This window comes from Streptococcus sp. 'caviae' (genome assembly GCF_001937065.1).
Taxonomy (GTDB): domain Bacteria; phylum Bacillota; class Bacilli; order Lactobacillales; family Streptococcaceae; genus Streptococcus.
Window position 1 is genome coordinate 131,313 of record NZ_MOWR01000003.1, and the last position, 22,293, is coordinate 153,605.

Here is a 22,293-nt window from a genome sequence, read left to right on the forward strand (position 1 = left end):
CGTATTTTTATATTAAAATAAAAAGGTAATACATTGTAAAATCATAGGCGAAGGGACGTTTGAAAGTGACTGAAAAATCTGTAAGTGTCAAATCTTATGCTAATATTGCTATTATTAAGTATTGGGGGAAGGCAGATGCTGAAAAGATGATTCCCTCGACTAGCAGTATTTCGCTGACGCTTGAAAATATGTACACCAAGACTAAACTTTCGCTTTTGCCAGACGCCGAGGCTGATGAATTTTATATTGACGGTGTTTTGCAAAATGAAGCAGAGCATGCCAAGATGAGCAAGATTTTGGATTATTTCCGAAAAGATCAGCCGCTGTTTGTGAAAATAGAAAGTTCTAATAATATGCCGACAGCCGCTGGCCTTTCATCAAGTTCCAGCGGTTTGTCTGCCCTTGTGAAAGCAGCTAACATCCTTTTTGAAGGACATCTCAGCCCAAGTGAGCTGGCTCAGCTGGCAAAATTTGCGTCTGGTTCGTCTTCCCGCTCTTTTTTTGGTCCCGTGGCTGCCTGGGATAAGGATTCTGGTGAGATTTATAGGGTTAAGACAGACTTAAAGCTAGCTATGATTATGCTGATTTTGGATGACCGTAAAAAACCAATTTCCAGCCGAGATGGCATGAAACGCTGTTCAGAAACTTCCAGTAATTTTAAAGATTGGCTTGCCCAGTCTGAACAAGACTATGCCAGCATGCTGACTTATCTGGAAGCTAATGATTTTGACAAAGTAGGAGAGCTGACCGAGCGCAATGCCCTTGCTATGCATGCAACAACTGAGAGTGCTAAACCATCCTTTTCTTATTTGACCGAAAAGTCCTATCAGGCCATGGAAAGAGTCAAGGCTCTTAGGCAGCAGGGAGAAAGGTGCTATTTTACTATGGATGCAGGGCCTAATGTCAAAGTTCTGTGTTTGGAAGAAGATTTAGAGCATTTGGCGGCTTTGCTGGCTGAGGACTATCAGATTATCAAGTCTAAAACGAAGGAACTTTAAGATGGGCGATGTTATTCAGGTACAGACAGGCGGTAAACTTTATATTGCGGGTGAATATGCTGTTTTAACGCCCGGGCAGTCAGCTATCATCAAGAATATCCCTATCTATATGACTGCCAGCATTAAAGCGGCCGATCAGATTTCTATCTGGTCTGATATGTTTGACTATCGCGCAGGGATGGCAGCAGATGTTAACTACGCCCTGATCCAGGAGACAATTGCTGTTTGGGCTGCTTTTTTGGGTAAGGATGTGTCTGATTTAAGACCTTTTACCCTGGATATTACTGGTAAAATGGAGCGCAGCGGCATCAAATTCGGTATCGGCTCCAGCGGCAGTGTGACCGTTTTGACTTTGAAAGCTTTAGCGGACTTTTATCATTTAAAACTATCCAGAGACACACTCTTTAAATTAGCCTCTTACACCTTGATTAAGCGCGGTGATAATGGTTCCATGGGAGATCTGGCCTGCATTGCTTATGATGATTTGATTTTATTTACTGCCTTTGACCGCAGCCGGGTGCGCACTTGGATTGAAAGCTATGATTTAAAGACTGTTTTGGCGAAGGATTGGGGTTACAGCATTGAAATCATTAAACCGGCTCTTGCTTGTGACTTTTTGGTCGGCTGGACTAAGGAAGCAGCTATTTCGCGTGACATGATTAATTTGGTTAAGTCAGCCCTCACAGATGATTTTCTCATGCAGACTCAAAAAGCCGTTCTGCGGCTGAGGTCCGCTTTAGAAGCAGGAGAGAAATCGTCCATCAAAGCAGAAATTGAAAATGTCTCAAATCTGCTGTCCGCCCTCAGTCCTGCCATTTACAGTGATAAGTTAAAGGAACTGAAGGCTGCCACCCAGGGACTGGATGCTGCTGCCAAATCGTCAGGTTCCGGCGGCGGCGACTGCGGAATCGCTCTGTCCTTTGATGAAAAAGACAGTCAGACCTTAGCAGAACGCTGGCAGACAAGCGGCATCGAATTGCTTCACCAAGAAAAATTATAGGAGAAAACATGGCAAACAGAAAAGATGAGCATATCAAATATGCTTTGAAGTACGAAGCACCATACAATAGCTTTGATGATATGGAGCTTGTTCATCATTCTCTGCCCGATTATGATCTGAGTGAAATTGATTTAAGCACACATTTTGCAGGCCGGGATTTTGAATTTCCTTTTTACATTAATGCCATGACGGGCGGCAGCAGCAAAGCAAAGGCTGTTAACCGCAAACTTGCTCAAGTAGCTGAAGCCACAGGGATTGTCATGGTGACAGGGTCCTACAGCGCAGCACTCAAAAATGAAAATGACACCTCCTATCCCAGCCAGCAAGACTTTCCAAACCTGCTTTTGGCTGCTAATATCGGCCTTGATAAACCAGTAACTGCTGGCCTGCAGACAGTTGAAAGAACAAAACCGCTTTTTCTGCAGGTTCATGTCAATGTCATGCAGGAACTTCTTATGCCGGAAGGAGAGCGCAAGTTTCGTCCTTGGAAATCTCATCTTTCCGCTTATGTCAGAGATATCCCTGTACCGCTTATTCTTAAGGAAGTCGGCTTTGGCATGGATGTCAAAACGATTGAAACAGCAGCAGAACTAGGGATTAAGACCTTTGATATTTCCGGCCGCGGCGGTACCAGTTTTGCTTATATTGAAAATGAGCGCGGCGGCAACCGTTCCTATCTCAATGAATGGGGGCAGACCACTCTTCAAGCATTGCTAAATGCTCAGCCTCTGATGAACCGGGTAGAAATTTTAGCTTCGGGCGGCGTCAGACATCCTTTGGATATGGTGAAATGCCTTGTTTTGGGTGCCAGAGCAGTTGGTTTGTCGCGGACGGTTTTAGAGCTGGTTGAAAACAATCCAATCGAAAAAGCTATTGACATTGTCAGCGGCTGGAAAGAGGATTTGCGGCTGATTATGTGCGCTCTTAACTGCAGAACGGTTGAAGAGCTGACAAAAGTTGATTATATCTTGTATGGCAAATTAAAAGATGGCGTTCAATTCAGAAATCCAAGGAGTTAGTTATATGCTGCTTAAAAATTTTAATTTTTACGAAATACAGCTGGTGGATTATCCCAAACTATTTTCGGATGATTTGATGGATGCATCGTCAGATAAAGTTTATTTTGCCGGAACAAACACTGCCTTTTCCCGTCTGACAGATGTATTTCATGATGTCAGTGACAGGGCAGAGGATATTTCTGATTATTTGACAATGGGCTACACAAATTTAACTGTGTACAAGCGGAATTTCTCGGTTTCTGATGATGGCTCGATGAGCAAATTTACCAAACACTGTACCGCCTATTTTATAATCTTTAAGAGGAAGAACCGGTATTTTACAATTTTCCAGAAAGGCTGTCCTCAAAAGCTGGACAGCCTCATCAGTCAATATTTAGCAAAGTCTGCTAATTCCGAGAATCTAAAGAGTGAGCTTATCAGCCTTTTGCAGCAGATCAAAAAAGAAGTGAGTGCTGACAAACTGACAGTTATCGGTTTTGAAGAATTAAAAAGTTATTTTTGGCATTAAAAAAAGTGAGTGACCTTTAAGTTTTCACTCACTTTTGTTTTACAGCATGCAGTAGACGATAGCGATATACTGCAAAGCCGAAGCTAAAAGAATAAAGAGATGCCATATCATATGAAAATAGGGCTTCTTTTTAGCATAGAAGAAAGCACCGACTGTGTAAGAAAGTCCGCCGCCCAGCATCAAAAGCCAAAAGGCCAGGCCAGTCTTGCTGATGATAGCCGGAATGATAAAGATAACCAGCCAGCCCATCAGCAGATAAAGAAAGAGACTGAATTTGTCATTAATCTTTTTGGCAAAAATTTTATATAAAATACCAAAAATAGTTGTTCCCCACTGCAAAATAATAATAAGGTAACCCAGCCAGCCGCTGACCAGAGACAGGGCTACTGGCGTATAAGATCCAGCAATAGCGATATAAATCATGCTGTGGTCAATAATGCGCAGGATGTATTTCTGCGGCGAGTCATACTGCATGGAATGGTAGACGGTTGACGACAGGAACATTAAAAAGAGACTGATGACAAAAATAGACATGCCGACTGCAGCCTTTATTCCGTAAGATTGATAGCTGTAAATAGCAGTAATAGGCAGCAAAACGAGCATTATAGCAGCACCGACAGCATGGGTGACGCTGTTGGCGACCTCTTCGCCAAAACTCAGCTGTTTGCTTAATTTAAGTGTTTGAGCCGGACTCATCTGTATCACCTCTTTTCAATTCTAAAACAAGCTGATGTGTCTGATGGTAGAGTTTCAGTGTCTGACAGGCGGAAATAATAACCGCCGGAACGTCCTCAGCACTGTCACCGTTCATGCAAGCAACAAAGTGATTGTAACTGGTTTCTGACTGCTGGTTAGCCGTCAGAATTTCCAATGTTTGGCTGATTTCCTGAATGGCAAAGACATCCTTCAAACTGGTTATGACAATCAAACGAGCCAGCTGTTTACGGCTGTATTTTTTCTTGACAGGCTTGTCAATGTGGCCGTGTTTGACATAATTGTTAATCATAGCTGCTGTCAGCCCTTTGTCATTTTGCGATGGGGAAAAGCTGGCTATCTGATTGACATACAGAAGAACCTGATCGAGATACAGATCCAGCTCCGGCAGCTCTTTCCATTGAGGATAGGAATAGATCATGAATTATCACCTTCAGTTAATCTAGTTTTCATAACTAGATTATATAATTATAAGAAATCATTGTCAAGAAAAAACTGCAGCTCTCTAAAAAGAAATACAGAAGAAAAAAGCAGTGTAGGAAGCTGACAGCAATTAGTTCCTTATTAAAGAGACAAAAGGCTAGGACAAAGGTCCTGCCTCCTTTAACTATTTAAGATATAGCAGTTTGACGCAGTGGCTGGGAGTAAGATTTGTTGGCTGGGCAAACAAGTCTTACCCCTGCACAGTTCATTAGGTGCTTCAGTACCAATGAGCCACTGCTGATTGGAGGTGGGACGACAAAATCAAAATCGTAATGTCATTACGATTTACCGATTTTTGTCCCACTCTCTTGATCTCTGAGATTTTGTAAAATAATCTGCGCGGTTTCCAAGTTCAGATGCTTAGCCTTAAGAAGCTGAGAAACAAGAGTTGGAATTTCCTTTTCCTTGGCTCCGGCAAGCAGGGCCAAGGATTTAGCCTGCAGTTTCATGTGTCCTGCCTGAATACCGGTGCTGGTAAGGGCCTTGAGTGCTGCAAAATTTTGTGCCAGTCCCACTGAAGAAATGACAGCTGCCAGTTCACGGGCGTTTGGATTGCCCAACAAGTCATGAGCTGTCCGAACACTGGGATTGAGACCGATGGATCCGCCCTTGGTTGCAACAGGCAGAGGCAGAGTCAGAGAGCCTTTGAGAATTTGCTGTTTCTGATCAAAAGTCCAAGCAGATAAGCCGCGGTACTGGCCGTCTTTAGCTGCATAGGTATGACCGCCTGCCTCTATGGCCCGCCAATCATTGCCGGTCGCCATCACAACAGCGTCAATGCCATTGAAAATTCCCTTGTTGTGGGTGCTGGCCCGATAGCTGTCTATTCTCGCCAGTTGGCTTGCCAGTTCTATTTTATGGACCAATGTCTGTGCCTTCGCCTTATCACGGCTGAGAAATCTAAGCTCCACCTGACAGCTTGCTGTGACTAGGGATTCTGTTGCGTAATTTGACAGGATTGCCATCAGCTGCTGGCCGCCGGATAATTCTTCCAGCGGCGGCATCAGGGCTTCCATCATGGTGTTAACCATATTGGCCCCCATGGCTTCCTGTGTGTCAACTGTCAGGTAAACAATAAGAAAGTCTTCTTTAATCTCTGCTGTCAAATCGCGCGCCCCCCCTCCGCGCTTGACGATAGAAGGGTAGGCCTCATCAGCCAGCTTCAATAGCTGAGCTTTGTGGGCCAGAATGTCTTTTTGGGCTTGCTTGAGATCGGGAACCTGATAAAGTGCTGCTTGCCCAATCATCAGCCGGTCATGAATGACTGTTGTAAAGCCGCCTGAACGCTTGATGATTTTGGCCGCGAAGCTGGCAGCCGCAACAACAGAAGGCTCTTCAGTTACAAAGGGAACCTGATAATCCTTGCCATCAATGAGAAAGTCAGGCGCCAGAGCAAAGGGCAGAGAATGTGTTCCTACAACATTTTCGGCCATCTGATTGGCTGTTTCCAGCGGCAGCTGGCGGTTATATTTCAAGTTGTCTATATTTTCAGAGCTGAGCAGCTGTTTTTCAGCCAGCAAATGGATCCGCTCCTGCAGGGACTTCTTCGAAAAACCTGTCCAATTTACTTTGTCTTTAGTCATTGATTTCACCGTAAATTCGCTGATGTTCTATGATTTCTTTAAGGGCAAAGCGACCCGTTTTGTAATGGTCAAAAGAAGCACTGCCGTTTTCATCTAAAGCAGCCTCTTCAAAGAACATCTTTTCATATTCTGCTACCGATAAGGGACTGCGCTGTGCGAGGCTTTCTAAACGATTGCTTGGTAACTGTTCCTTAAAATCTTTAGCCAAGGTTCCTGTAAAGATTTCTGCGACAGCACCGCTGCCGTAGCTAAAGAGAGCAATGTTATCGCCGGCTTCTAACTGTTTGCTGTTTTCAAGCAGTGAAAGCAGCCCCAAAAAAAGAGAACCTGTATAGATGTTTCCGATCTGCCGGCTGTACAGGATAGAGGCTTCAAAATTGGCGCGTAGTTTTTCCTGTGCGGCGCTTGGCAACGTTTTGTCCATGATTTTATTGAAACCTTTGAGAGCCAGCTTTGGAAAGGGCAGGTGGAAACAAAAGGCTGCAAAATCAGCCAAAGAGGTGTCAAAGCGTTTCTGGTACTCTGTCCAGGTTGTTTTCAGCATATCCAGATACTGTTTGGTAGAATAGATGCCATTAACATAAGGTGTCGTTGAATAATTAGGCCGCCAGAAATCCATAATATCACGCGTCTGAGCCAGTATTTCATCATGAAGGATCAAAATTCTCGGGTCTTTTTTGACCAGCATGGCAATACTGCCTGCCCCTTGAGTTGATTCACCGGGAGTATTGATCCCATATTTAGCAATGTCGCTGGCCAGAACGAGCACTCGCGACTGGGGGTGCTTCTCAACATGGAGTTTGGCATAATTAAGAGCCGCAGTAGCACTGTAACAAGCTTCTTTCATTTCAATACTGCGGGCAAAAGGCTGAATGCCCAGCAGCTGATGAACATAGACGGCAGCTGCCTTGCTTTGATCAACACTTGACTCAGTTGCCACAATGACCATATCAATCAGTTCTTTGTCTTCATCTGTTAAAATCTCCTCAGCAGCAGAAGCGGCCAGAGTGATGATGTCATCTGTAATAGGAGCAATACTGAGTGCGTCAAGCATGAGCCCCTTGCTGAATTTATCGGGATCTTCACCGCGAGCTGCGGCTAAGTCTTTCATTTTCAAGACATATTGGCTGGTTGCAAAACCAATTTTATCAATTCCAATTGTCATAGATATTCCTTCTTTTCTTTTTATGATTTTTTTGTAAAATGTCATAGTTATTTTATCACAATTTAAAATAAAATTAACGAATAAACTTTTTAGAATCAAATTAAAAAACGTTTCATGTTTAATAGTCCACGGAAAGACTATTTTCTGCTATAATATTTCATAAAAGAAATTCAACCATGGATTTCTATAGAGAGAGGAAAGCTATGACCAAGGCAGATCTTATTTTTAAGGAAAATATCAAAAAAATTTTAGACACGGGCGCTTGGAGCGAGCAGGCGCGGCCCAAGTATAAGAATGGGCAAACAGCCAATTCTAAATACATCACAGGTTCCTTTGCGGAGTATGATTTGGCAAATGGGGAATTCCCCATTACTACTTTGCGGCCGATTGCGATTAAGTCAGCCATCAAAGAAGTCTTTTGGATTTATCAGGATCAAACCAATGATTTGTCTGTTTTAAATGATAAATACGGTGTCAACTATTGGAATGACTGGGAAGTCGAAAATACTGGAACCATCGGCGAGCGCTACGGTGCGATTGTTAAAAAGCACGATATCATGACTAAAATTCTCAAACAGCTGGCTGAAAATCCTTGGAATCGCCGTAATGTCATCAGTCTTTGGGATTATGAAGCTTTTGAAAAAACAGCTGGGCTTCTTCCCTGTGCTTTCCAGACCATGTTTGATGTCCGCCGTGTCGGCGAGGATATTTATCTGGATGCAACCCTAACTCAGCGCTCCAATGATATGCTGGTTGCCCACCATATCAACGCTATGCAGTATGTGGCTCTGCAAATGATGATTGCCAAACACTTTGGCTGGAAAGTTGGCAAATTTTTCTATTTTGTCAACAACCTTCATATCTATGATAATCAGTTTGAGCAAGCCAAGGAGCTTTTGAGCCGTGAGCCGTCAGATTGCCAGCCTCGATTAGTGCTGAATGTTCCTGACAAGACTGACTTCTTTGATATCAAGCCTGAGGATTTTGAGCTGATCGATTACAGTCCGGTCAAACCGCAACTGAAGTTTGATTTGGCTATCTAAAGCGGCAGATAAATTTTTTCTGAGCTTTTTTTAATAAATTTTGTTAAAATAAAAGAAATGAAAATAAAAGGTAATCTGTAAAAATGACAAAAAAAATAATTGCCATTTGGGCAGAAGATGAAAATGGTTTGATTGGTGCAGATGGCAGGCTCCCCTGGCATCTGCCCAAGGAGCTGAAGCATTTTAAAGAAACAACAACAGGGCATGCACTTTTAATGGGGCGTGTCACTTTTGATGGGATGAAGCGCCGCATTCTTCCTAACCGTGAAACCATCATTCTGACAAGGGATGAAAATTTTCAGGCAGAAGGTGTCAAGGCCCTCAACAGTCTGGAAGAAGTTCTGGCTTGGTTTAATCATCAGGACAAAAATCTTTATGTTGTCGGCGGTGCCAGTATTTATAAGGTTTTTGAGAATTATTACGATGAACTTATCAGAACCAAGGTTCACGGAAGGTTTTCAGGAGACACCTATTTCCCGGATCTGAATTGGTCTGGCTTTAAACAGACGGCAAGCACAGATTTTGACAGTGATGATAAAAATGCCTATCCTTTTACGATTACTGTCTGGCAAAAAAAGTAGCAAGGAGATTTTCCTGAGATTATGCAAAGAAGTATTTTTGGGGTGTTTACTGCCTTTTTGTTTGTGATTTGTATCTTATGCGCAATTCCTGCGTTTAGGAAAAATCGCTACGGTTTGGGAATATTTTTCCTGCTGAATGCTTTTACAAATATCGTGAATACCATTCATGCTTTTTATGGAACCCTGTTTTAAAAAGAGATTAGAAATTAGAGGAAGAAATGGCTGGAAATAGAACGAATGATGTCACAGTTCACTGTTCATTCTGTGGCAAAAATCAAGATGAAGTTAAAAAAATCATTGCAGGCAACGGTGTGTTCATCTGCAATGAATGTGTTGAATTATCTCAGGAAATTATCCGCGAAGAGTTAGCAGAAGAAGTTCTGGCTGATCTTACCGAAGTGCCAAAACCTAAGGAACTCTTAGAAATTTTGGACAGCTATGTCATCGGACAGGATCGTGCTAAACGTGCCTTGGCTGTTGCGGTTTACAACCATTATAAGCCCATCAGTTTCACAGAAAGTCAGGAAGATCAGGATGTTGACCTACAAAAGTCCAACATTCTCATGATTGGCCCGACAGGTTCCGGAAAGACTTTTTTGGCTCAGACTTTGGCCAAAAGTCTCAATGTTCCCTTTGCTATTGCAGATGCCACTGCCTTAACTGAGGCCGGTTATGTGGGTGAGGATGTTGAAAATATTCTGCTGAAATTAATTCAGGCTGCTGACTATAATGTGGAGCGTGCAGAACGCGGTATTATCTATGTCGATGAAATTGACAAGATTGCCAAAAAAGGTGAAAATGTTTCAATTACCCGCGATGTTTCAGGCGAAGGTGTTCAGCAGGCTCTGCTAAAAATCATTGAAGGAACGGTTGCCAGTGTTCCGCCGCAAGGCGGCCGCAAGCACCCGCAGCAGGAAATGATTCAGATCAATACCAAGAATATTCTCTTTATCGTCGGCGGTGCTTTTGATGGAATCGAAGATATCGTTAAGCAGCGCTTAGGAGAAAAGATTATCGGTTTCGGGCAAAATAATAAAAAGGTTGATGACAAGTCATCCTACATGCAAGAGATTATTTCTGAGGACATTCAAAAATTCGGTCTGATTCCCGAGTTTATCGGCCGCCTGCCGGTTTTAGCAGCTCTTGAACAGCTGACGGTTGATGATTTGGTTAAGATTCTGACAGAACCTAAGAATGCTTTAGTTAAGCAGTATAAGACCCTTCTGTCTTATGACGGCGTTGAGCTCGAATTTGATCAAGATGCTCTGGAAGCCATTGCTCAAAAGGCCATTGAGCGTAAAACGGGTGCGCGGGGACTGCGGTCAATTATCGAGGAAACCATGCTGGATTTGATGTTTGAAATTCCAAGTCAGGAAGATGTGACCTGTGTTCGCATTACCAAAGAAGCTGTTGAGGGAACAGACAAACCGATTCTTGAGACAGCTTCCTAAGGAGATCGTATGAGTGAAATTTTAAATACCCATAAGGCCTCTCTTCTTTTGAGTGCAGCAAATAAGTCTCATTATCCGCAGGATGAGCTGCCGGAAGTAGCTCTGGCCGGGCGTTCAAATGTGGGTAAATCCAGTTTTATCAATACGCTTCTAGGACGGAAAAATCTTGCCAGAACTTCCGGCAAACCCGGCAAAACCCAGCTGCTCAATTTTTATAATATTGATGATAAACTGCGTTTTGTAGATGTTCCGGGTTACGGCTATGCTAAGGTTTCCAAAGCTGAGCGTGCCAAATGGGGAAAAATGATTGAAGAATACCTGATCAGCCGCGATAATTTGCGGGCGGTGGTCAGCTTGGTTGATTTTCGTCATGATCCCAGTGCGGACGATGTTCAAATGTACGAGTTTCTCAAATACTATGACATCCCGGTCATTTTGGTTGCTACAAAAGCTGATAAAGTCCCCCGCGGCAAATGGAACAAGCATGAAGCGGCGATAAAAAAGAAACTGGACTTTGATAAGCTTGATCAGTTCATTATTTTTTCATCCGTTGACCGCACCGGTCTGGATGCATCCTGGGACAGTATTTTGGAGCACTTATAAACTTTTAGCAAAGACAGCTCAGAAAAGCAGAATTGCTTTCTTCTGAACTGTTTTTTTGTCTTTAAAGCGTTTAAACGATGTTTGAAGGCGCTAGATAATTCATAATTCAATCATTTGACCTCCCAGGTTGTCTAAGATAGAATGAAAGCGTACCATAAAGGTAACTAAGGAGGTAAAACCTATGGACAATCAAAAAGTTATTATTGTCGGAGCTTCACATGGTGGGCACGAATCTGCTATAGAATTATTAGACCGGTATCCTGAAAGTGAGGTCACTATCTACGAAGCAGGGGACTTTGTTTCCTTTATGTCCTGTGGAATGGAGCTTTATCTAAAAGATGAAGTAACGGCCAAAGACGATGTGCGTAATTTTGCACCGGCTGATTTAGAAAAACGAGGCGGAAAAATTTTTAACAACCACCGAGTTACTGCTATTAACGCCGATAAAAAAACGGTTACTGTCACTGACACAAAAACCGAGCAGGAAAAAGAAGCAGCCTATGACAAGCTCATTTTGAGTTCCGGTGTTAAGCCGGCCGTGATTCCTGTTGAAGGAAACGACCTTGACAATATTTACCTGATGCGCGGCTATGATTGGGCGACCAAAATTAAGTCTGCTCTGGAATCAGATGCTGTTCAGAATGTGGTTGTTGTGGGAGCCGGCTATATCGGATTGGAAGCAACAGATGTCTTTGCCGGTGCCGGAAAGAATGTCACATTGATAGATGTTATCGACCGCCCTCTGGGAACTTATTTGAATCCAGAATTGGTTGATATTTTAGAGCCGGAATTTGAAAAAAATGGTGTCAACTTATGCATGGGTGCTAAGATTGAACAGTTTGAGGGCAGCGGCAAGGTTGAAAGGGTGGTAACGGATAAGGGCACTATTGAGGCTGATCTTGTTATTGTTGCTACCGGTGTCAAACCTAACACAGACTGGCTGCAGGGAACGGTAGATTTAGAAGACGGCGGCTTTATCAAGGTAGATGAGTATTTTAGAACCAATCTTCCGGATGTTTATGCTATCGGCGATGCTGTTTTACCTCTGTCTATTCCAGCCGGCAAACGCCTGCCAATCGCTTTAGCAACAACGGCCCGCCGCGAAGCTCAGTATTTGGTCCAACATATTTTTGAAGCTAAACCGCATCAAGCCTTTGCCGGTGTCGTTGGTTCCTCTGCCTTGAGTCTGTTTGATTATCAGTTCGCAGCCAGCGGTTTGAATGCTTTTTCAGCCCAAAAATGTGACCTACCCTTTAAAACGAGTTTTTATGAAGACCGTTTACGTCCGGCTTATATTCCTGATGCCAGCAATCCTAAAGTTTATGTCAGCTTGACATTTAACCCATTGACGCATCAGCTTCTGGGCGGTGCAGTTTTATCCAAATATGATGTGACAGCGCAGGGCAATGTCTTATCACTGGCTATCGGTCATAAGATGACCTTAGAAGATTTAGCGCAGGCTGATTTCTTCTTCCAACCGGGCTTTGACCGTCAGTGGAGCTTGCTTAATCTGGCTGCTCAGCAGGCTCTTAATCTGGCACGCTTTTAATCTGACTGATAGTAAAAACGATAGCAAGCATTTGATTGCTATCGTTTTTGTATGTCATTTAAAGAAAAAGGTTCAGAATCTGGTATAGTTTTTTTCTATCATCCGATATAGAAAAACTATGTCTAAATTCCTGTTTTTCTGTGGTATGATAGAGGTATTAGACGTTAGGAGGAGTCATGGAAAATCATAATTTTGAAAACGAAGGCCAATTCAAGCGAAAAATGACCAGCCGCCACCTTTTTATGCTGTCTTTGGGCGGTGTTATCGGAACAGGGCTGTTCTTGAGTTCCGGCTATACGATTGCGCAGGCCGGTCCTCTGGGCGCTGTGATTTCCTATTTGATTGGTGCAGTAGTGGTTTATCTGGTCATGCTGTCGCTGGGAGAGCTGGCAGTTGCCATGCCGGTAACCGGCTCTTTTCATACTTATGCGACCAAATTTATCAGTCCGGGAACTGGCTTTACCGTTGCCTGGCTGTACTGGATTTGCTGGACTGTCGCTCTAGGAACCGAATTTCTGGGAGCAGGCATGCTCATGGGACGGTGGTTTCCTCAGGTGCCCACCTGGGTGTTTGCGACACTTTTTGCCCTGATTATTTTTGGAATCAATGCCCTCAGCGTCCGGTCTTTTGCTGAAGCAGAGTCTTTCTTTTCGAGCATTAAAGTCATTGCAATTCTCGTTTTTATTGTTTTGGGAATTGGAGCTATGATTGGCATCGTTTCCTTTGAGGGCAAGCATGAGGTCATCCTTTTTAAACATCTGCTGGCTCACGGAGCTGTTCCGAAAGGGATTCCGGCTCTTATCTCCGTTATGCTGGCTGTTAACTATGCTTTCAGCGGAACAGAGCTGATTGGTATTGCTGCAGGTGAGACGGATAATCCTAAAGAGGCTGTACCCAAGGCAATTAAGACAACCATCGGACGTTTGGTCATTTTCTTTGTATTGACCATAGTAGTTCTGGCGTCGCTTCTGCCTATGAAAGAAGCCGGTGTTTCAAGTGCTCCTTTTGTTGATGTCTTTGATAAGATGGGCGTTCCTTTTGCTGCTGACATCATGAATTTTGTCATTTTAACGGCTATTTTATCAGCAGGAAATTCCGGACTTTATGCTTCCAGCCGCATGCTGTGGTCTCTTGCCAATGAAGGCATGATCAGCCAAAAGGTTGTTAAAATTAACGAACACGGCGTTCCTATGCGTGCCTTGCTTTTGTCTATGGCGGGTGCTGTTTTGGCTCTTTTTTCAAGTATTTATGCTGCAGATACTGTTTATCTGGCTCTGGTATCTGTTGCCGGTTTTGCAGTAGTGGTAGTGTGGCTGTCCATCCCTATGGCGCAGATTAATTTTCGCAAAGAGTGGCTGAAAAACCATACCGAAGAAGAGCTGTCTTACAAAACGCCTTTGACACCGGTTTTGCCCTATATTACGATTGTGCTGCTGCTGATTTCAATCATCGGTATCGCCTGGGATGCTTCACAAAGAGCGGGACTTTACTTCGGCCTGCCGTTTATAGCCTTGTGCTATCTTTATTATTACTGGCGTTATAAGAAATTTTAAGGAGGTTTTATGGGACGTTTTAAAACATTGTTAGAGCAGGAAGATTATTTGATTTTACACGGTGCTCTGGGAACGGAGCTGGAATTCTTGGGTCACGATGTGTCGGGAAAATTATGGTCAGCAAAATACCTTTTAGAGGATACTGATTTGATTCAGTCTGTTCATGAGACCTACTTGCGTTCAGGTTCTGATATCGTGACCACTTCCAGCTATCAGGCCAGCCTGCAAGGGCTGTGCGATTATGGACTTAGTCCGGAAGAGGCTGAAAAGACCATTGCTTTGACAGTTGAGTTAGCAAAAAAGGCCAGAGACAAAGTCTGGCAGGAATTAAGCGAAGAAGAAAGAGAGGAGCGCCCCTATCCCTTAATCAGCGGCGATGTGGGGCCTTATGCCGCTTACTTGGCTGACGGCTCGGAATATACTGGCGATTATGGCTCAATGGATAAAGAAGGGCTTAAAGATTTTCACAGACCGCGTATTGCTGTTTTGCTGGAAAAGGGCAGTGACTTGCTGGCTTTGGAAACTATCCCCAGTTTTTTGGAAGCACAGGCTCTGACAGAACTGCTGCAGGAGGACTTTCCTGCTGCTGAAGCTTACATGAGTTTTACGGCTCAAAATAATAGCAGTATTTCTGATGGTACGGCAATAGAAGAAGTGGCGGCTTTACTGGATAAGGCACCGCAGATTTTGGCCTTGGGAATTAACTGCAGCTCTCCTTCGGTTTATACTGATCTTTTAAAGAAAATAAGCGCAGTTACCAATAAACCTTTGGTGACTTATCCCAATTCAGGTGAGGTCTATGACGGACAGCACCAGACATGGAATCAGACAGCAGATAAGTCGCATACGCTTTTAGAAAATACCGTTTCTTGGCAGAATTTTGGAGCCAAAATTGTAGGAGGCTGCTGCCGGACGAGACCCAGTGACATTGAGAGTTTGAGTCAGGGATTAAAAAAGCGCCGCTAAAGGGTCGGTTGTTTCCTGTTAAAGAAGCAAGATGAGAATGTTATTTTTGAAGACAGCCCGAACAGCTGTTGACAGCAAAAACAAAGGAACTGAGCAAAGAGCTTTCAGTTCCTTTGTTTTTAGGGATTTAAAAAAGTCAGCACATCCTGCCAGTTGCTGTCTTTTTTTAGCTGAACAAATTGGTAAGGACAGTCTGTGATATAATTTTTTTCCAAGAAATCAACTTCATTTAACCTGTGTTTTAACAGTGGTAGTTTTGTTTTGGGGGGGAGCTGAAGAAGCAGTGAATCATGGAAAAGGTGATGGGGGAGTTTGAGAAGTTCTGCCGGAATTTCTTGTTTTAGCTCAGCTCGCTCCTGATTGCGAATCTGTCTGAGGTGTTTTTTGTTTTTGGCAAACATGCCATTATCAATATAAAGCGACAGTGCCTTTTGCATGATTAAGTTGGTATCGTAGTCGATCAAACTTTTGTAGGCCAGAAAGCTTTTCCGAAGTTTTTTAGGCAGGACCAGGCTTCCCAAACGCAGAGCCGGAAAGAGAGTCGTTGAAAAAGATTTAAGATAAATAATCCTGTCATTTGTATCTAAGTAATGCAGGGAAAGGTTGGACGGTTTGTCAAAATCTGCCATGTAGTCGTCTTCCACAATATAGACATCATACTTTTGCGCCAGCTCTGTCAAGAGCTGTTTTTCTCTGAGACTGTATGAGAGACCCAGAGGATTGGAGAGCCGCGGAATGGTATAGAAAAATTTAATATCTTTGTGGCGGAACAGTTCCTCTAAGAGGTTAAAATCAAGGCCTTGGAAATTGCGGTTGATAGTTAGGAAGGGGAGATTTTGAGATTTGACCAAGGCATTCATCCGGTGATAGGTAGGCTGCTCCAGCAGGATGGTCTTTTTTTGATTGGGGAAATTCATTTGAGATAAGATATAGAGCGCCTGCTGGGTTCCGGACGTCACTGCAATATTTTCCTTTTTGCTGTAAACAGCCTGATCTAAAAACAGGGTCTGCAAAGACTGGGTCAATTCTTCCAGACCTTCTTGCTGGTGATAATAATTAAAGAGGTAATTTTCCCGGCCGATCAAGGTTTCGTTCATACAGGTTCTGAAATCTTCATAAGCCATATTATTGTAATCGCTGGAAGAGACCTTGGGCAGCTGTTCTTCTTCATGATTGTCTTCAAAAACATAGTATCCGCTTTTAGGAACAGGATAGATGTATTTTTGGTATTTTAATTCTGAAAAAGCTTTTTGGACAGTGTCCTTGCTGCAGTTAAATTCAGCACTCAGCTGACGGATAGAAGGGAGTTTATCTCCTCGTTTCAGCCTGCCGGTTTCGATTTGCTGAACAATTCTTGTTAAGATCTCTTGATACTTACTAGCCATTTTGTCCCCATACAGTTTGATTTTATCCCTATTGTACCTCATTCTAAAATTTCTTACAATAATTTTAAGTTTTTAAAAAATGGGAGGTTTTTATGATACCGCGTTTGCTGGTGGCTAATGATTTACCCGGATTGGGCAAGGTCGCTCTGGCTGGCAGTCTGCCGATTATGGCAGCTTGTCAGATAGAAACAGCTATTTTACCGACAGTTCTGCTGTCTTCACATACAGGCGGCTTTACAAATATTCAGATCGATGACTATACAGCCGGCATGGCTGGTTTTCTGTCACAGTGGCAGGAATTGGATCTTGTTTTTGATGGTTTGGTGACAGGATATTTAAAAAATAAGGAGCAAATAGCTCTGCTGATTGATTTTGCAGAAAAAAAGGAACTCTCACTTTTTGTAGATCCCATTATGGGGGATAAGGGGCATTTTTATCAGGGATTTGATCAAGCTTATGCGCGGCATATCCGCCGTCTATGCCAGAAAGCAGATGTTATAATTCCCAATCTGACGGAGGCTGCTTTTTTGACAGGAACAGCTTATCTTGGGGAGCGTTATGAACCTGTCCAAATCGAGAATCTTTTACGGCAATTGGCTGACCTAGGGCCGAAAATTGTTGTTTTAACAGGAGTCTCTTTTGAAAAAAATAAGATTGGCTTAGTCATTTATCAAAAACAAACGGATGAAATCGTTTATGTGATGGCCAAGCGCTATCCTCAGCTGTTTTATGGAACGGGGGATATTGTCACGGCTATCTTGGCCAGCTGTTATTTCCATGGGATTGCATTGGAAAAGTCAGCCCGTCTGGCTTTAAAATTTTTGGATGAGACTATTCAAAGTACCTTGGCCCTAAACCGTGATTTAAAATATGGGCTTTGCTATGAACCGCACTTGCTTGATCTCATCAAGCAGCACCAATTGTTACTGGAGGAAATAAAATGAAAAAAGAAGAATTGCGTCGGATAATAGAAGTCAGTCTTTTTGCTGCTTTAATCTTGGTCAGTGTTCAATTTTTAAGAATTCAAGTGGGACCTCAGTTTATCCATTTGGGCAATGCTTTGGTTGTGATAGCTGTTCTGATTTTTGGATCGGGCTTCGGCGCCCTGGCAGCGACACTGGGGTTGGGTTTGTTTGATATTTTAAATGGCTATGCGGCAGAGGTTTGGATAACAATTTTAGAGTCTTTGATTGTCTGCTTCGTTTTGCATTTGGTTTATGAGAAAGCTATGAAAGCAGATGACAAGACGATGAATATCCTTACCGTTGGCATCATTGCTGCCCTAACAAAAATCATTCTCAACTTAATCAAGTACACAATCATTAACAGTTTGGTTGGCAGCCTGCCTTTGGCTGCCGCCATGACAGGAGCACTTGTCAAAATTGCTGGAACTTTTGGCACTTCCATAGTGACTGTTATAGCAGTACCCTTGCTGTATCCTGTTTTCAAGCGTATTGTTCGGACTACAAAAAGAAGAGTTTGAGACTTCTGTCTCAAACTCTTTTAATCTATGCAGCATCAACTGTGCGGAAGGTGGGATAGTCTCATCCACTGGATGATTTTTCCCAGTTTAGCTGTCCAGCAGATTAATTTTCTTCAATGACCAACTGGCCGTCTTTCATGTCAGCTTTGAGGTGTTTGACATCGGTATGATCCAGATAGAAGTCGGTTACCTTGTCACGAATTTCCTGTTCGATAACCCGGCGAAGCGGCCGAACGCCCATAGCTTCGTCATAACCTTCTTCAATCAGATGGGCCTTGGCGCTGTCTGTGACAGTCAGATCAATTCCTTTTTTAGCGAGCGTGATATTTACTTCAGTGAGCATCAGCTCAACGATTTCGTCCAAATCTTCTTTGCTCAGATGTGAGAATTCAATAACAGCATTGAAGCGGTTGAGGAATTCCGGCCGGAAGTAAGGAGCGATACGGTCCATAATTTTGATGTCGTCATCTTTTCCGTTTAGAGCTTCATTGCCGAAACCGGCATTTGATGTTGCAATGATAACCGTGTTCTTGAAGTTGATGGTATTGCCTTGACCGTCTGTCAAACGGCCGTCATCCAAGACCTGCAAAAGCAAGGTGATAACTTGCGGGTCTGCCTTTTCAATTTCATCAAGGAGGACAATGGAATAAGGATTGCGGCGCACACGTTCGGTAAGGGTATTGCTGTTATCATCATAGCCTACATAACCGGCAGTAGTACCGATCAACTTAGAAACGGCTGTACGGTCGCTGTATTCGGACATATCCAGACGAATAATGGCATCTTTGGAACCAAACATGTCAAAGGCCAGCTGCTTAGCCAGCTCGGTTTTGCCGACACCGGTAGGTCCGACAAAAAGGAAGCTGCCGATAGGACGGTTGCCTTCGTCAAAGCCGGCACGATTGCGGCGGATGGCACGGGAAACAGCTTCAACCGCATCGTCCTGACCGATAACTTTACCTTTGAGACGGGAAGCCATTTCTTTCAGCCGCTCAATATCGCTGGTTCCCATTTGTGAGACGGGAATACCGGTCAATCTTTCAACGGCTTCGGCTACGTCATTTACGGTTGCTGTTACCTTGTTTCCTTCCGTATGATTATCAATTTGCGATTGCAGTTTGTCAATTTTAGTTTTTGCCTTCAAAGCTTCTTCATAATCTTCTTTATCAACTGCAGCTTGCTGTCTGTCTTTTTCTGCCTGAATTTCTTTTTCCAGGGTCTTAACATCTGTAACCGGATGCTGAGCAGCCAAGTGAGCAGCCGTCATGTCAATAAGGTCGATAGCCTTATCCGGAAGGCTGCGCTGCGGAATATATTGGACTGACAAATCAACGGCAGCCTTTAGAACCTCCTTAGGCAAAACGACATTATGGTGCTTTTCATAGAGGGCTGAAATACCCTGTAAAATCTCATAGGTATCCTCAGCAGAAGGAGCGTTGACTTTGACCTCGTTAAAACGGCGAGCCAGAGCAGCGTTCTTCATGATGGTGTTGCGGTATTCATCCTGCGTAGTGGCGCCGATGACTGTCAGTTCGCCGCGGGAAAGAGCGGGTTTTAGGATATCCGCCAGACCCTTGGAGCCGCTGTCGCCACCCGTACTTCCTGCACCGAGAACTTGGTGGATTTCATCGAAGAACAGGATAATATTGCCAGCTTCTTTAACTTCACTGACCAAGTTTTGAATATTTTCTTCAAAGGAGCCGCGATACTGTGTACCTGCTTCCAGACCGGAAATATCAATCGAAATGATTTCCTTGTTTTTAATGGCGGCAGGGACATCACCGTTGATAATAGCCTGAGCCAAACCTTCAACAACCGCCGTTTTACCAACCCCTGCATCACCAACGAGAACAGGATTGTTCTTAGTGCGGCGGGACAGAATCTCAGCCGTTTCCTGAATTTCCTTATTGCGTCCGATGACCGGATCCAATTTGCCGGCGCGTGCTTCATCTGTCAGATTGCGGCCCAGTTTAGCCAGGATACCGTCTTGTTTTGGTGTATTGGGTGCTGCTTCCTGATATTGCTGAGCACCGGCACTGGCAGGGAGTTTTCCGGTTTGCCGGTATTGGGCAAATTCTTCGGGAGTAACTTCGCGGCCGTTAATTAGATAGCGACGTCGTTCTGAGTTGTAGCCTCCCATGTTTCCCATTAATTGATTGAAAATGTCATCCATATTTCCAAATGGATCACGTCCGTAAAAGTCATTTGCCATAATTAGTACCTCTTTTTATTAATATCATAGCTGATGTTGTTATACTATAACAGTTATAGAAAGTTTTTTTGCTGAAAACCTTTGCTGTTACAGCTTTTATCAGCTATTTGCCTATATTATAACACCTAGATTGTTATATATCAAGAAATATGTATTATATAATAAAATATTTTTTGCTTAGCCTAAAAAAGTAAATAGAACTTGACTTATTCTATGAATATGATATGATATTAAAGGTTTTGAAAAAAAACTGACCTAAGACAGCAGGGGAGCCGTGCTCATAATATTCCTGCCGAGGCACAAAACGTAAACTTAAAAAAACGTATTGTACTTTCGTGTCTGGGTTTGGGTACGATTTTTTTATTGTATTCAGCCAAAAATAAAAACGGAGGTTAAACACTGATGAGTGAAGCAAGTATTGCTAAAAAAGCAGAATTAGTTGATGCTGTTGCTGAGAAAATGAAAGCAGCTGCAAGTATCGTTGTTGTTGATTCACGCGGTCTTACAGTAGAACAAGATACTGTTCTTCGCCGTTCACTTCGCGAAAGCGATATTGAATTTAAAGTGATCAAAAACTCAATCCTGCGCCGTGCAGCTGAAAAAGCTGGTCTCGAAGGACTCGACGATGTCTTTACCGGACCGTCTGCTGTAGCATTTTCAAATGAAGATGTTGTTGCACCGGCTAAAATTATCAACGATTTTGCTAAAAATGCTGAAGCACTTGAAATCAAAGGCGGTGCAATCGAAGGCGCTGTTTCTTCTAAAGAAGAAATTGTGGCTCTCGCGACACTGCCAAACAGAGAAGGACTTCTTTCTATGCTCTTGTCTGTACTTCAAGCGCCAGTCCGCAACGTTGCATATGCTGTCAAAGCTGTTGCAGAAAGCAAAGAAGACGCTGCTTAAGTCTTCAACCAGCAGCCTAAAGCTGCAAATGATTTTATAAAAACATATTTGGAGGAAATTAACAATGGCATTAAACATTGAAAACATTATTGCTGAAATTAAAGAAGCTTCAATCCTTGAATTGAACGACCTTGTAAAAGCTATCGAAGAAGAATTTGGCGTAACTGCAGCTGCCCCTGTAGCTGTTGCTGGTGCTGCTGGCGGAGAAGAAGCTGCAGCTAAAGATTCATTCGACGTCGAATTGACTGCCGGCGGTGACAAGAAAGTTGCTGTTATCAAAGTCGTTCGTGAAATCACAGGCGAAGGTCTTAAAGAAGCTAAAGGTCTTGTTGACAACGCACCATCAGTTCTTAAAGAAGGCGTTGCAGCAGCAGAAGCTGAAGAACTTAAAGCTAAACTTGAAGAAGCTGGAGCAACTGTTACGCTTAAATAAGAAGCACATAGCAATTTGAGAGCGGAATACCGAATTACCAGTCTTTTAGAATCTATAGCAATTTAAAAAACTGATAAATTGATTTGGTTTCCTGCCAAAAATCCTGCCAAATTTTTTTGGCAGGATTTTTGTTTTCTTAAAATATTGAAGTAGATGATAGGTTTCGATTAGATTATAGCATTGAGCGAGAACATCTTAATAAGTGTTCTCGCTGTTCTTCCGTAAGATTATCAACAGTTCTGAATGAACCAGTTGTTCTAGATTGTCTCATCCACTTATCGAAGGTTGAGGGGGTTAAGTCGTTCTCTCTAATGATCTCACTGCGTTTTTTCCCAGCATTATGAAGATCAACGATTTGTTGTTTGAACTCGTCAGCAAAGTGACGTTGTGATTTTCTAGACATCAGTTTCTTCTGTCTTACTAAGTGTAGAACATTTTATTATTTCTGTCTAGTCTAGTGTAACCTATTCAGTTACTATAGAAATGAGGGTAGTCACAATCTGTGAACGCGTGTGAAAAATATTGTTAAACAGAAGTATAGATTATATATTGAGATGTTTATCGGAAAAAAGAAAGTTTACTTTTTGTGATAAGCTTTTTTGTTTGTTTCTATAATGTGAATTCTGATTTTAAGTCCAATTCTTTTGGTAAGCATAATAGA

General features: G+C 43.0%; 21 protein-coding genes, 1 pseudogene and 1 other annotated feature. Of the genes and pseudogenes, 15 read left to right on the forward strand and 7 right to left on the reverse strand.

The window, feature by feature from the left end:
• Positions 1-65 precede the first annotated feature (65 nt).
• Genes mvaD through BMI76_RS04300 form a run of 4 tightly spaced genes read left to right on the forward strand, consistent with a single transcriptional unit; the run spans position 66 to position 3,525 of the window.
• Positions 66-998: a diphosphomevalonate decarboxylase gene (mvaD, locus tag BMI76_RS04285; protein ID WP_075346474.1), complete on the forward strand. Its 933-nt coding sequence runs from the start codon at positions 66-68 to the stop codon at positions 996-998.
• A gap of 1 nt (position 999) precedes the next feature.
• Complete coding sequence (locus tag BMI76_RS04290; RefSeq protein ID WP_075346369.1) at positions 1,000-1,998, forward strand: phosphomevalonate kinase; 999 nt, start codon at positions 1,000-1,002, stop codon at positions 1,996-1,998.
• Positions 1,999-2,006: 8 nt separating this feature from the next.
• Positions 2,007-3,017 carry a type 2 isopentenyl-diphosphate Delta-isomerase gene (gene fni, locus BMI76_RS04295; protein WP_075346370.1) on the forward strand — a complete coding sequence of 337 codons (1,011 nt, stop codon included), beginning with the start codon at positions 2,007-2,009 and terminating at the stop codon, positions 3,015-3,017.
• A 4-nt stretch (positions 3,018-3,021) separates the two neighbouring features.
• On the forward strand, positions 3,022-3,525 hold the full coding sequence (locus BMI76_RS04300; RefSeq protein ID WP_075346371.1) for a hypothetical protein: 504 nt from the start codon (positions 3,022-3,024) through the stop codon (positions 3,523-3,525).
• Positions 3,526-3,564: 39 nt separating this feature from the next.
• Here BMI76_RS04300 and BMI76_RS04305 read toward each other — a convergent pair whose 3' ends face one another.
• The 4 genes from BMI76_RS04305 to BMI76_RS04320 all read right to left on the reverse strand — a co-directional run bounded on the left by BMI76_RS04305 (position 3,565) and on the right by BMI76_RS04320 (position 7,470).
• Positions 3,565-4,221, reverse strand: coding sequence for a hemolysin III family protein (locus BMI76_RS04305; protein WP_075346372.1), 657 nt, complete (start codon positions 4,219-4,221; stop codon positions 3,565-3,567).
• The gene (locus BMI76_RS04310) at positions 4,199-4,660 is read right to left on the reverse strand and encodes a DUF1836 domain-containing protein (protein WP_075346373.1); all 462 of its coding nucleotides are present in this window, start codon (positions 4,658-4,660) and stop codon (positions 4,199-4,201) included. The genes BMI76_RS04305 and BMI76_RS04310 overlap by 23 nt, the downstream gene beginning before the upstream one ends.
• A gap of 340 nt (positions 4,661-5,000) precedes the next feature.
• Positions 5,001-6,305 carry a hydroxymethylglutaryl-CoA reductase, degradative gene (locus tag BMI76_RS04315; RefSeq protein WP_075346374.1) on the reverse strand — a complete coding sequence of 435 codons (1,305 nt, stop codon included), beginning with the start codon at positions 6,303-6,305 and terminating at the stop codon, positions 5,001-5,003.
• Positions 6,298-7,470 (reverse strand): hydroxymethylglutaryl-CoA synthase, encoded by a 1,173-nt coding sequence (locus BMI76_RS04320; protein ID WP_075346375.1) that lies wholly within the window; start codon positions 7,468-7,470, stop codon positions 6,298-6,300. The genes BMI76_RS04315 and BMI76_RS04320 overlap by 8 nt, the downstream gene beginning before the upstream one ends.
• Positions 7,471-7,673: 203 nt before the next feature.
• Here BMI76_RS04320 and BMI76_RS04325 point away from each other — a divergent pair, with 203 nt between their 5' ends.
• The 7 genes from BMI76_RS04325 to mmuM all read left to right on the forward strand — a co-directional run bounded on the left by BMI76_RS04325 (position 7,674) and on the right by mmuM (position 15,216).
• Positions 7,674-8,513, forward strand: a complete 840-nt coding sequence (locus tag BMI76_RS04325; protein ID WP_075346376.1) for a thymidylate synthase — start codon at positions 7,674-7,676, stop codon at positions 8,511-8,513.
• A gap of 83 nt (positions 8,514-8,596) precedes the next feature.
• On the forward strand, positions 8,597-9,094 hold the full coding sequence (locus BMI76_RS04330; protein ID WP_075346377.1) for a dihydrofolate reductase: 498 nt from the start codon (positions 8,597-8,599) through the stop codon (positions 9,092-9,094).
• A gap of 218 nt (positions 9,095-9,312) precedes the next feature.
• The gene (gene clpX / locus BMI76_RS04335; protein WP_075346378.1) at positions 9,313-10,545 is read left to right on the forward strand and encodes an ATP-dependent Clp protease ATP-binding subunit ClpX; all 1,233 of its coding nucleotides are present in this window, start codon (positions 9,313-9,315) and stop codon (positions 10,543-10,545) included.
• Between the two features lie 9 nt (positions 10,546-10,554).
• Entirely contained in the window at positions 10,555-11,148 is a 594-nt protein-coding gene (gene yihA, locus BMI76_RS04340; RefSeq protein WP_075346379.1) for a ribosome biogenesis GTP-binding protein YihA/YsxC, read from the forward strand.
• Between the two features lie 181 nt (positions 11,149-11,329).
• Positions 11,330-12,697: an FAD-dependent oxidoreductase gene (locus tag BMI76_RS04345; protein WP_075346380.1), complete on the forward strand. Its 1,368-nt coding sequence runs from the start codon at positions 11,330-11,332 to the stop codon at positions 12,695-12,697.
• A 176-nt stretch (positions 12,698-12,873) separates the two neighbouring features.
• Complete coding sequence (locus tag BMI76_RS04350; RefSeq protein WP_075346381.1) at positions 12,874-14,250, forward strand: amino acid permease; 1,377 nt, start codon at positions 12,874-12,876, stop codon at positions 14,248-14,250.
• Positions 14,251-14,259: 9 nt separating this feature from the next.
• The gene (gene mmuM / locus BMI76_RS04355; RefSeq protein WP_075346382.1) at positions 14,260-15,216 is read left to right on the forward strand and encodes a homocysteine S-methyltransferase; all 957 of its coding nucleotides are present in this window, start codon (positions 14,260-14,262) and stop codon (positions 15,214-15,216) included.
• A 119-nt stretch (positions 15,217-15,335) separates the two neighbouring features.
• On the opposite strand, the gene BMI76_RS04360 is transcribed toward mmuM, so the two are convergent.
• Positions 15,336-16,601 (reverse strand): PLP-dependent aminotransferase family protein, encoded by a 1,266-nt coding sequence (locus BMI76_RS04360; RefSeq protein WP_075346383.1) that lies wholly within the window; start codon positions 16,599-16,601, stop codon positions 15,336-15,338.
• Between the two features lie 92 nt (positions 16,602-16,693).
• Here BMI76_RS04360 and BMI76_RS04365 point away from each other — a divergent pair, with 92 nt between their 5' ends.
• Both BMI76_RS04365 and BMI76_RS04370 read left to right on the forward strand, forming a co-directional pair.
• The gene (locus BMI76_RS04365; RefSeq protein WP_075346384.1) at positions 16,694-17,545 is read left to right on the forward strand and encodes a pyridoxamine kinase; all 852 of its coding nucleotides are present in this window, start codon (positions 16,694-16,696) and stop codon (positions 17,543-17,545) included.
• Positions 17,542-18,084, forward strand: a complete 543-nt coding sequence (locus BMI76_RS04370) for an ECF transporter S component (protein ID WP_075346385.1) — start codon at positions 17,542-17,544, stop codon at positions 18,082-18,084. Before BMI76_RS04365 ends, BMI76_RS04370 begins: the two co-directional genes overlap by 4 nt.
• 103 nt (positions 18,085-18,187) lie before the next feature.
• Here the strand turns inward: BMI76_RS04370 and BMI76_RS04375 are convergent, their stop codons facing one another.
• Entirely contained in the window at positions 18,188-20,296 is a 2,109-nt protein-coding gene (locus BMI76_RS04375) for an AAA family ATPase (RefSeq protein WP_075346386.1), read from the reverse strand.
• A gap of 236 nt (positions 20,297-20,532) precedes the next feature.
• Positions 20,533-20,666, forward strand: a sequence feature (ribosomal protein L10 leader region).
• A gap of 32 nt (positions 20,667-20,698) precedes the next feature.
• On the opposite strand from BMI76_RS04375, the gene rplJ reads away from it, so the two are divergent.
• On the forward strand, positions 20,699-21,199 hold the full coding sequence (gene rplJ, locus BMI76_RS04385) for a 50S ribosomal protein L10 (protein ID WP_075346387.1): 501 nt from the start codon (positions 20,699-20,701) through the stop codon (positions 21,197-21,199).
• 64 nt (positions 21,200-21,263) lie between these two features.
• Complete coding sequence (gene rplL / locus BMI76_RS04390; RefSeq protein WP_027976153.1) at positions 21,264-21,632, forward strand: 50S ribosomal protein L7/L12; 369 nt, start codon at positions 21,264-21,266, stop codon at positions 21,630-21,632.
• A gap of 205 nt (positions 21,633-21,837) precedes the next feature.
• Here the strand turns inward: rplL and BMI76_RS04395 are convergent.
• Positions 21,838-22,035 (reverse strand): annotated as a pseudogene (locus BMI76_RS04395) (transposase); the annotation flags it as partial.
• Positions 22,036-22,293 lie beyond the last annotated feature (258 nt).

What these genes read in the sequence shown, in the direction of transcription:
- BMI76_RS04305 (WP_075346372.1), bottom strand. Translation starts at nt 4,221, where the DNA reads ATGAGTCCGGCTCAAACACTTAAATTAAGCAAACAGCTGAGTTTTGGC.
- BMI76_RS04370 (WP_075346385.1), top strand. Translation starts at nt 17,542, where the DNA reads ATGAAAAAAGAAGAATTGCGTCGGATAATAGAAGTCAGTCTTTTTGCT.
- BMI76_RS04290 (WP_075346369.1), top strand. Translation starts at nt 1,000, where the DNA reads ATGGGCGATGTTATTCAGGTACAGACAGGCGGTAAACTTTATATTGCG.
- BMI76_RS04310 (WP_075346373.1), bottom strand. Translation starts at nt 4,660, where the DNA reads ATGATCTATTCCTATCCTCAATGGAAAGAGCTGCCGGAGCTGGATCTG.
- BMI76_RS04360 (WP_075346383.1), bottom strand. Translation starts at nt 16,601, where the DNA reads ATGGCTAGTAAGTATCAAGAGATCTTAACAAGAATTGTTCAGCAAATC.
- yihA (WP_075346379.1), top strand. Translation starts at nt 10,555, where the DNA reads ATGAGTGAAATTTTAAATACCCATAAGGCCTCTCTTCTTTTGAGTGCA.
- BMI76_RS04330 (WP_075346377.1), top strand. Translation starts at nt 8,597, where the DNA reads ATGACAAAAAAAATAATTGCCATTTGGGCAGAAGATGAAAATGGTTTG.
- rplJ (WP_075346387.1), top strand. Translation starts at nt 20,699, where the DNA reads ATGAGTGAAGCAAGTATTGCTAAAAAAGCAGAATTAGTTGATGCTGTT.
- BMI76_RS04345 (WP_075346380.1), top strand. Translation starts at nt 11,330, where the DNA reads ATGGACAATCAAAAAGTTATTATTGTCGGAGCTTCACATGGTGGGCAC.
- fni (WP_075346370.1), top strand. Translation starts at nt 2,007, where the DNA reads ATGGCAAACAGAAAAGATGAGCATATCAAATATGCTTTGAAGTACGAA.
- BMI76_RS04325 (WP_075346376.1), top strand. Translation starts at nt 7,674, where the DNA reads ATGACCAAGGCAGATCTTATTTTTAAGGAAAATATCAAAAAAATTTTA.
- BMI76_RS04365 (WP_075346384.1), top strand. Translation starts at nt 16,694, where the DNA reads ATGATACCGCGTTTGCTGGTGGCTAATGATTTACCCGGATTGGGCAAG.
- BMI76_RS04350 (WP_075346381.1), top strand. Translation starts at nt 12,874, where the DNA reads ATGGAAAATCATAATTTTGAAAACGAAGGCCAATTCAAGCGAAAAATG.
- BMI76_RS04375 (WP_075346386.1), bottom strand. Translation starts at nt 20,296, where the DNA reads ATGGCAAATGACTTTTACGGACGTGATCCATTTGGAAATATGGATGAC.
- rplL (WP_027976153.1), top strand. Translation starts at nt 21,264, where the DNA reads ATGGCATTAAACATTGAAAACATTATTGCTGAAATTAAAGAAGCTTCA.
- mmuM (WP_075346382.1), top strand. Translation starts at nt 14,260, where the DNA reads ATGGGACGTTTTAAAACATTGTTAGAGCAGGAAGATTATTTGATTTTA.
- BMI76_RS04315 (WP_075346374.1), bottom strand. Translation starts at nt 6,305, where the DNA reads ATGACTAAAGACAAAGTAAATTGGACAGGTTTTTCGAAGAAGTCCCTG.
- BMI76_RS04320 (WP_075346375.1), bottom strand. Translation starts at nt 7,470, where the DNA reads ATGACAATTGGAATTGATAAAATTGGTTTTGCAACCAGCCAATATGTC.
- clpX (WP_075346378.1), top strand. Translation starts at nt 9,313, where the DNA reads ATGGCTGGAAATAGAACGAATGATGTCACAGTTCACTGTTCATTCTGT.
- BMI76_RS04300 (WP_075346371.1), top strand. Translation starts at nt 3,022, where the DNA reads ATGCTGCTTAAAAATTTTAATTTTTACGAAATACAGCTGGTGGATTAT.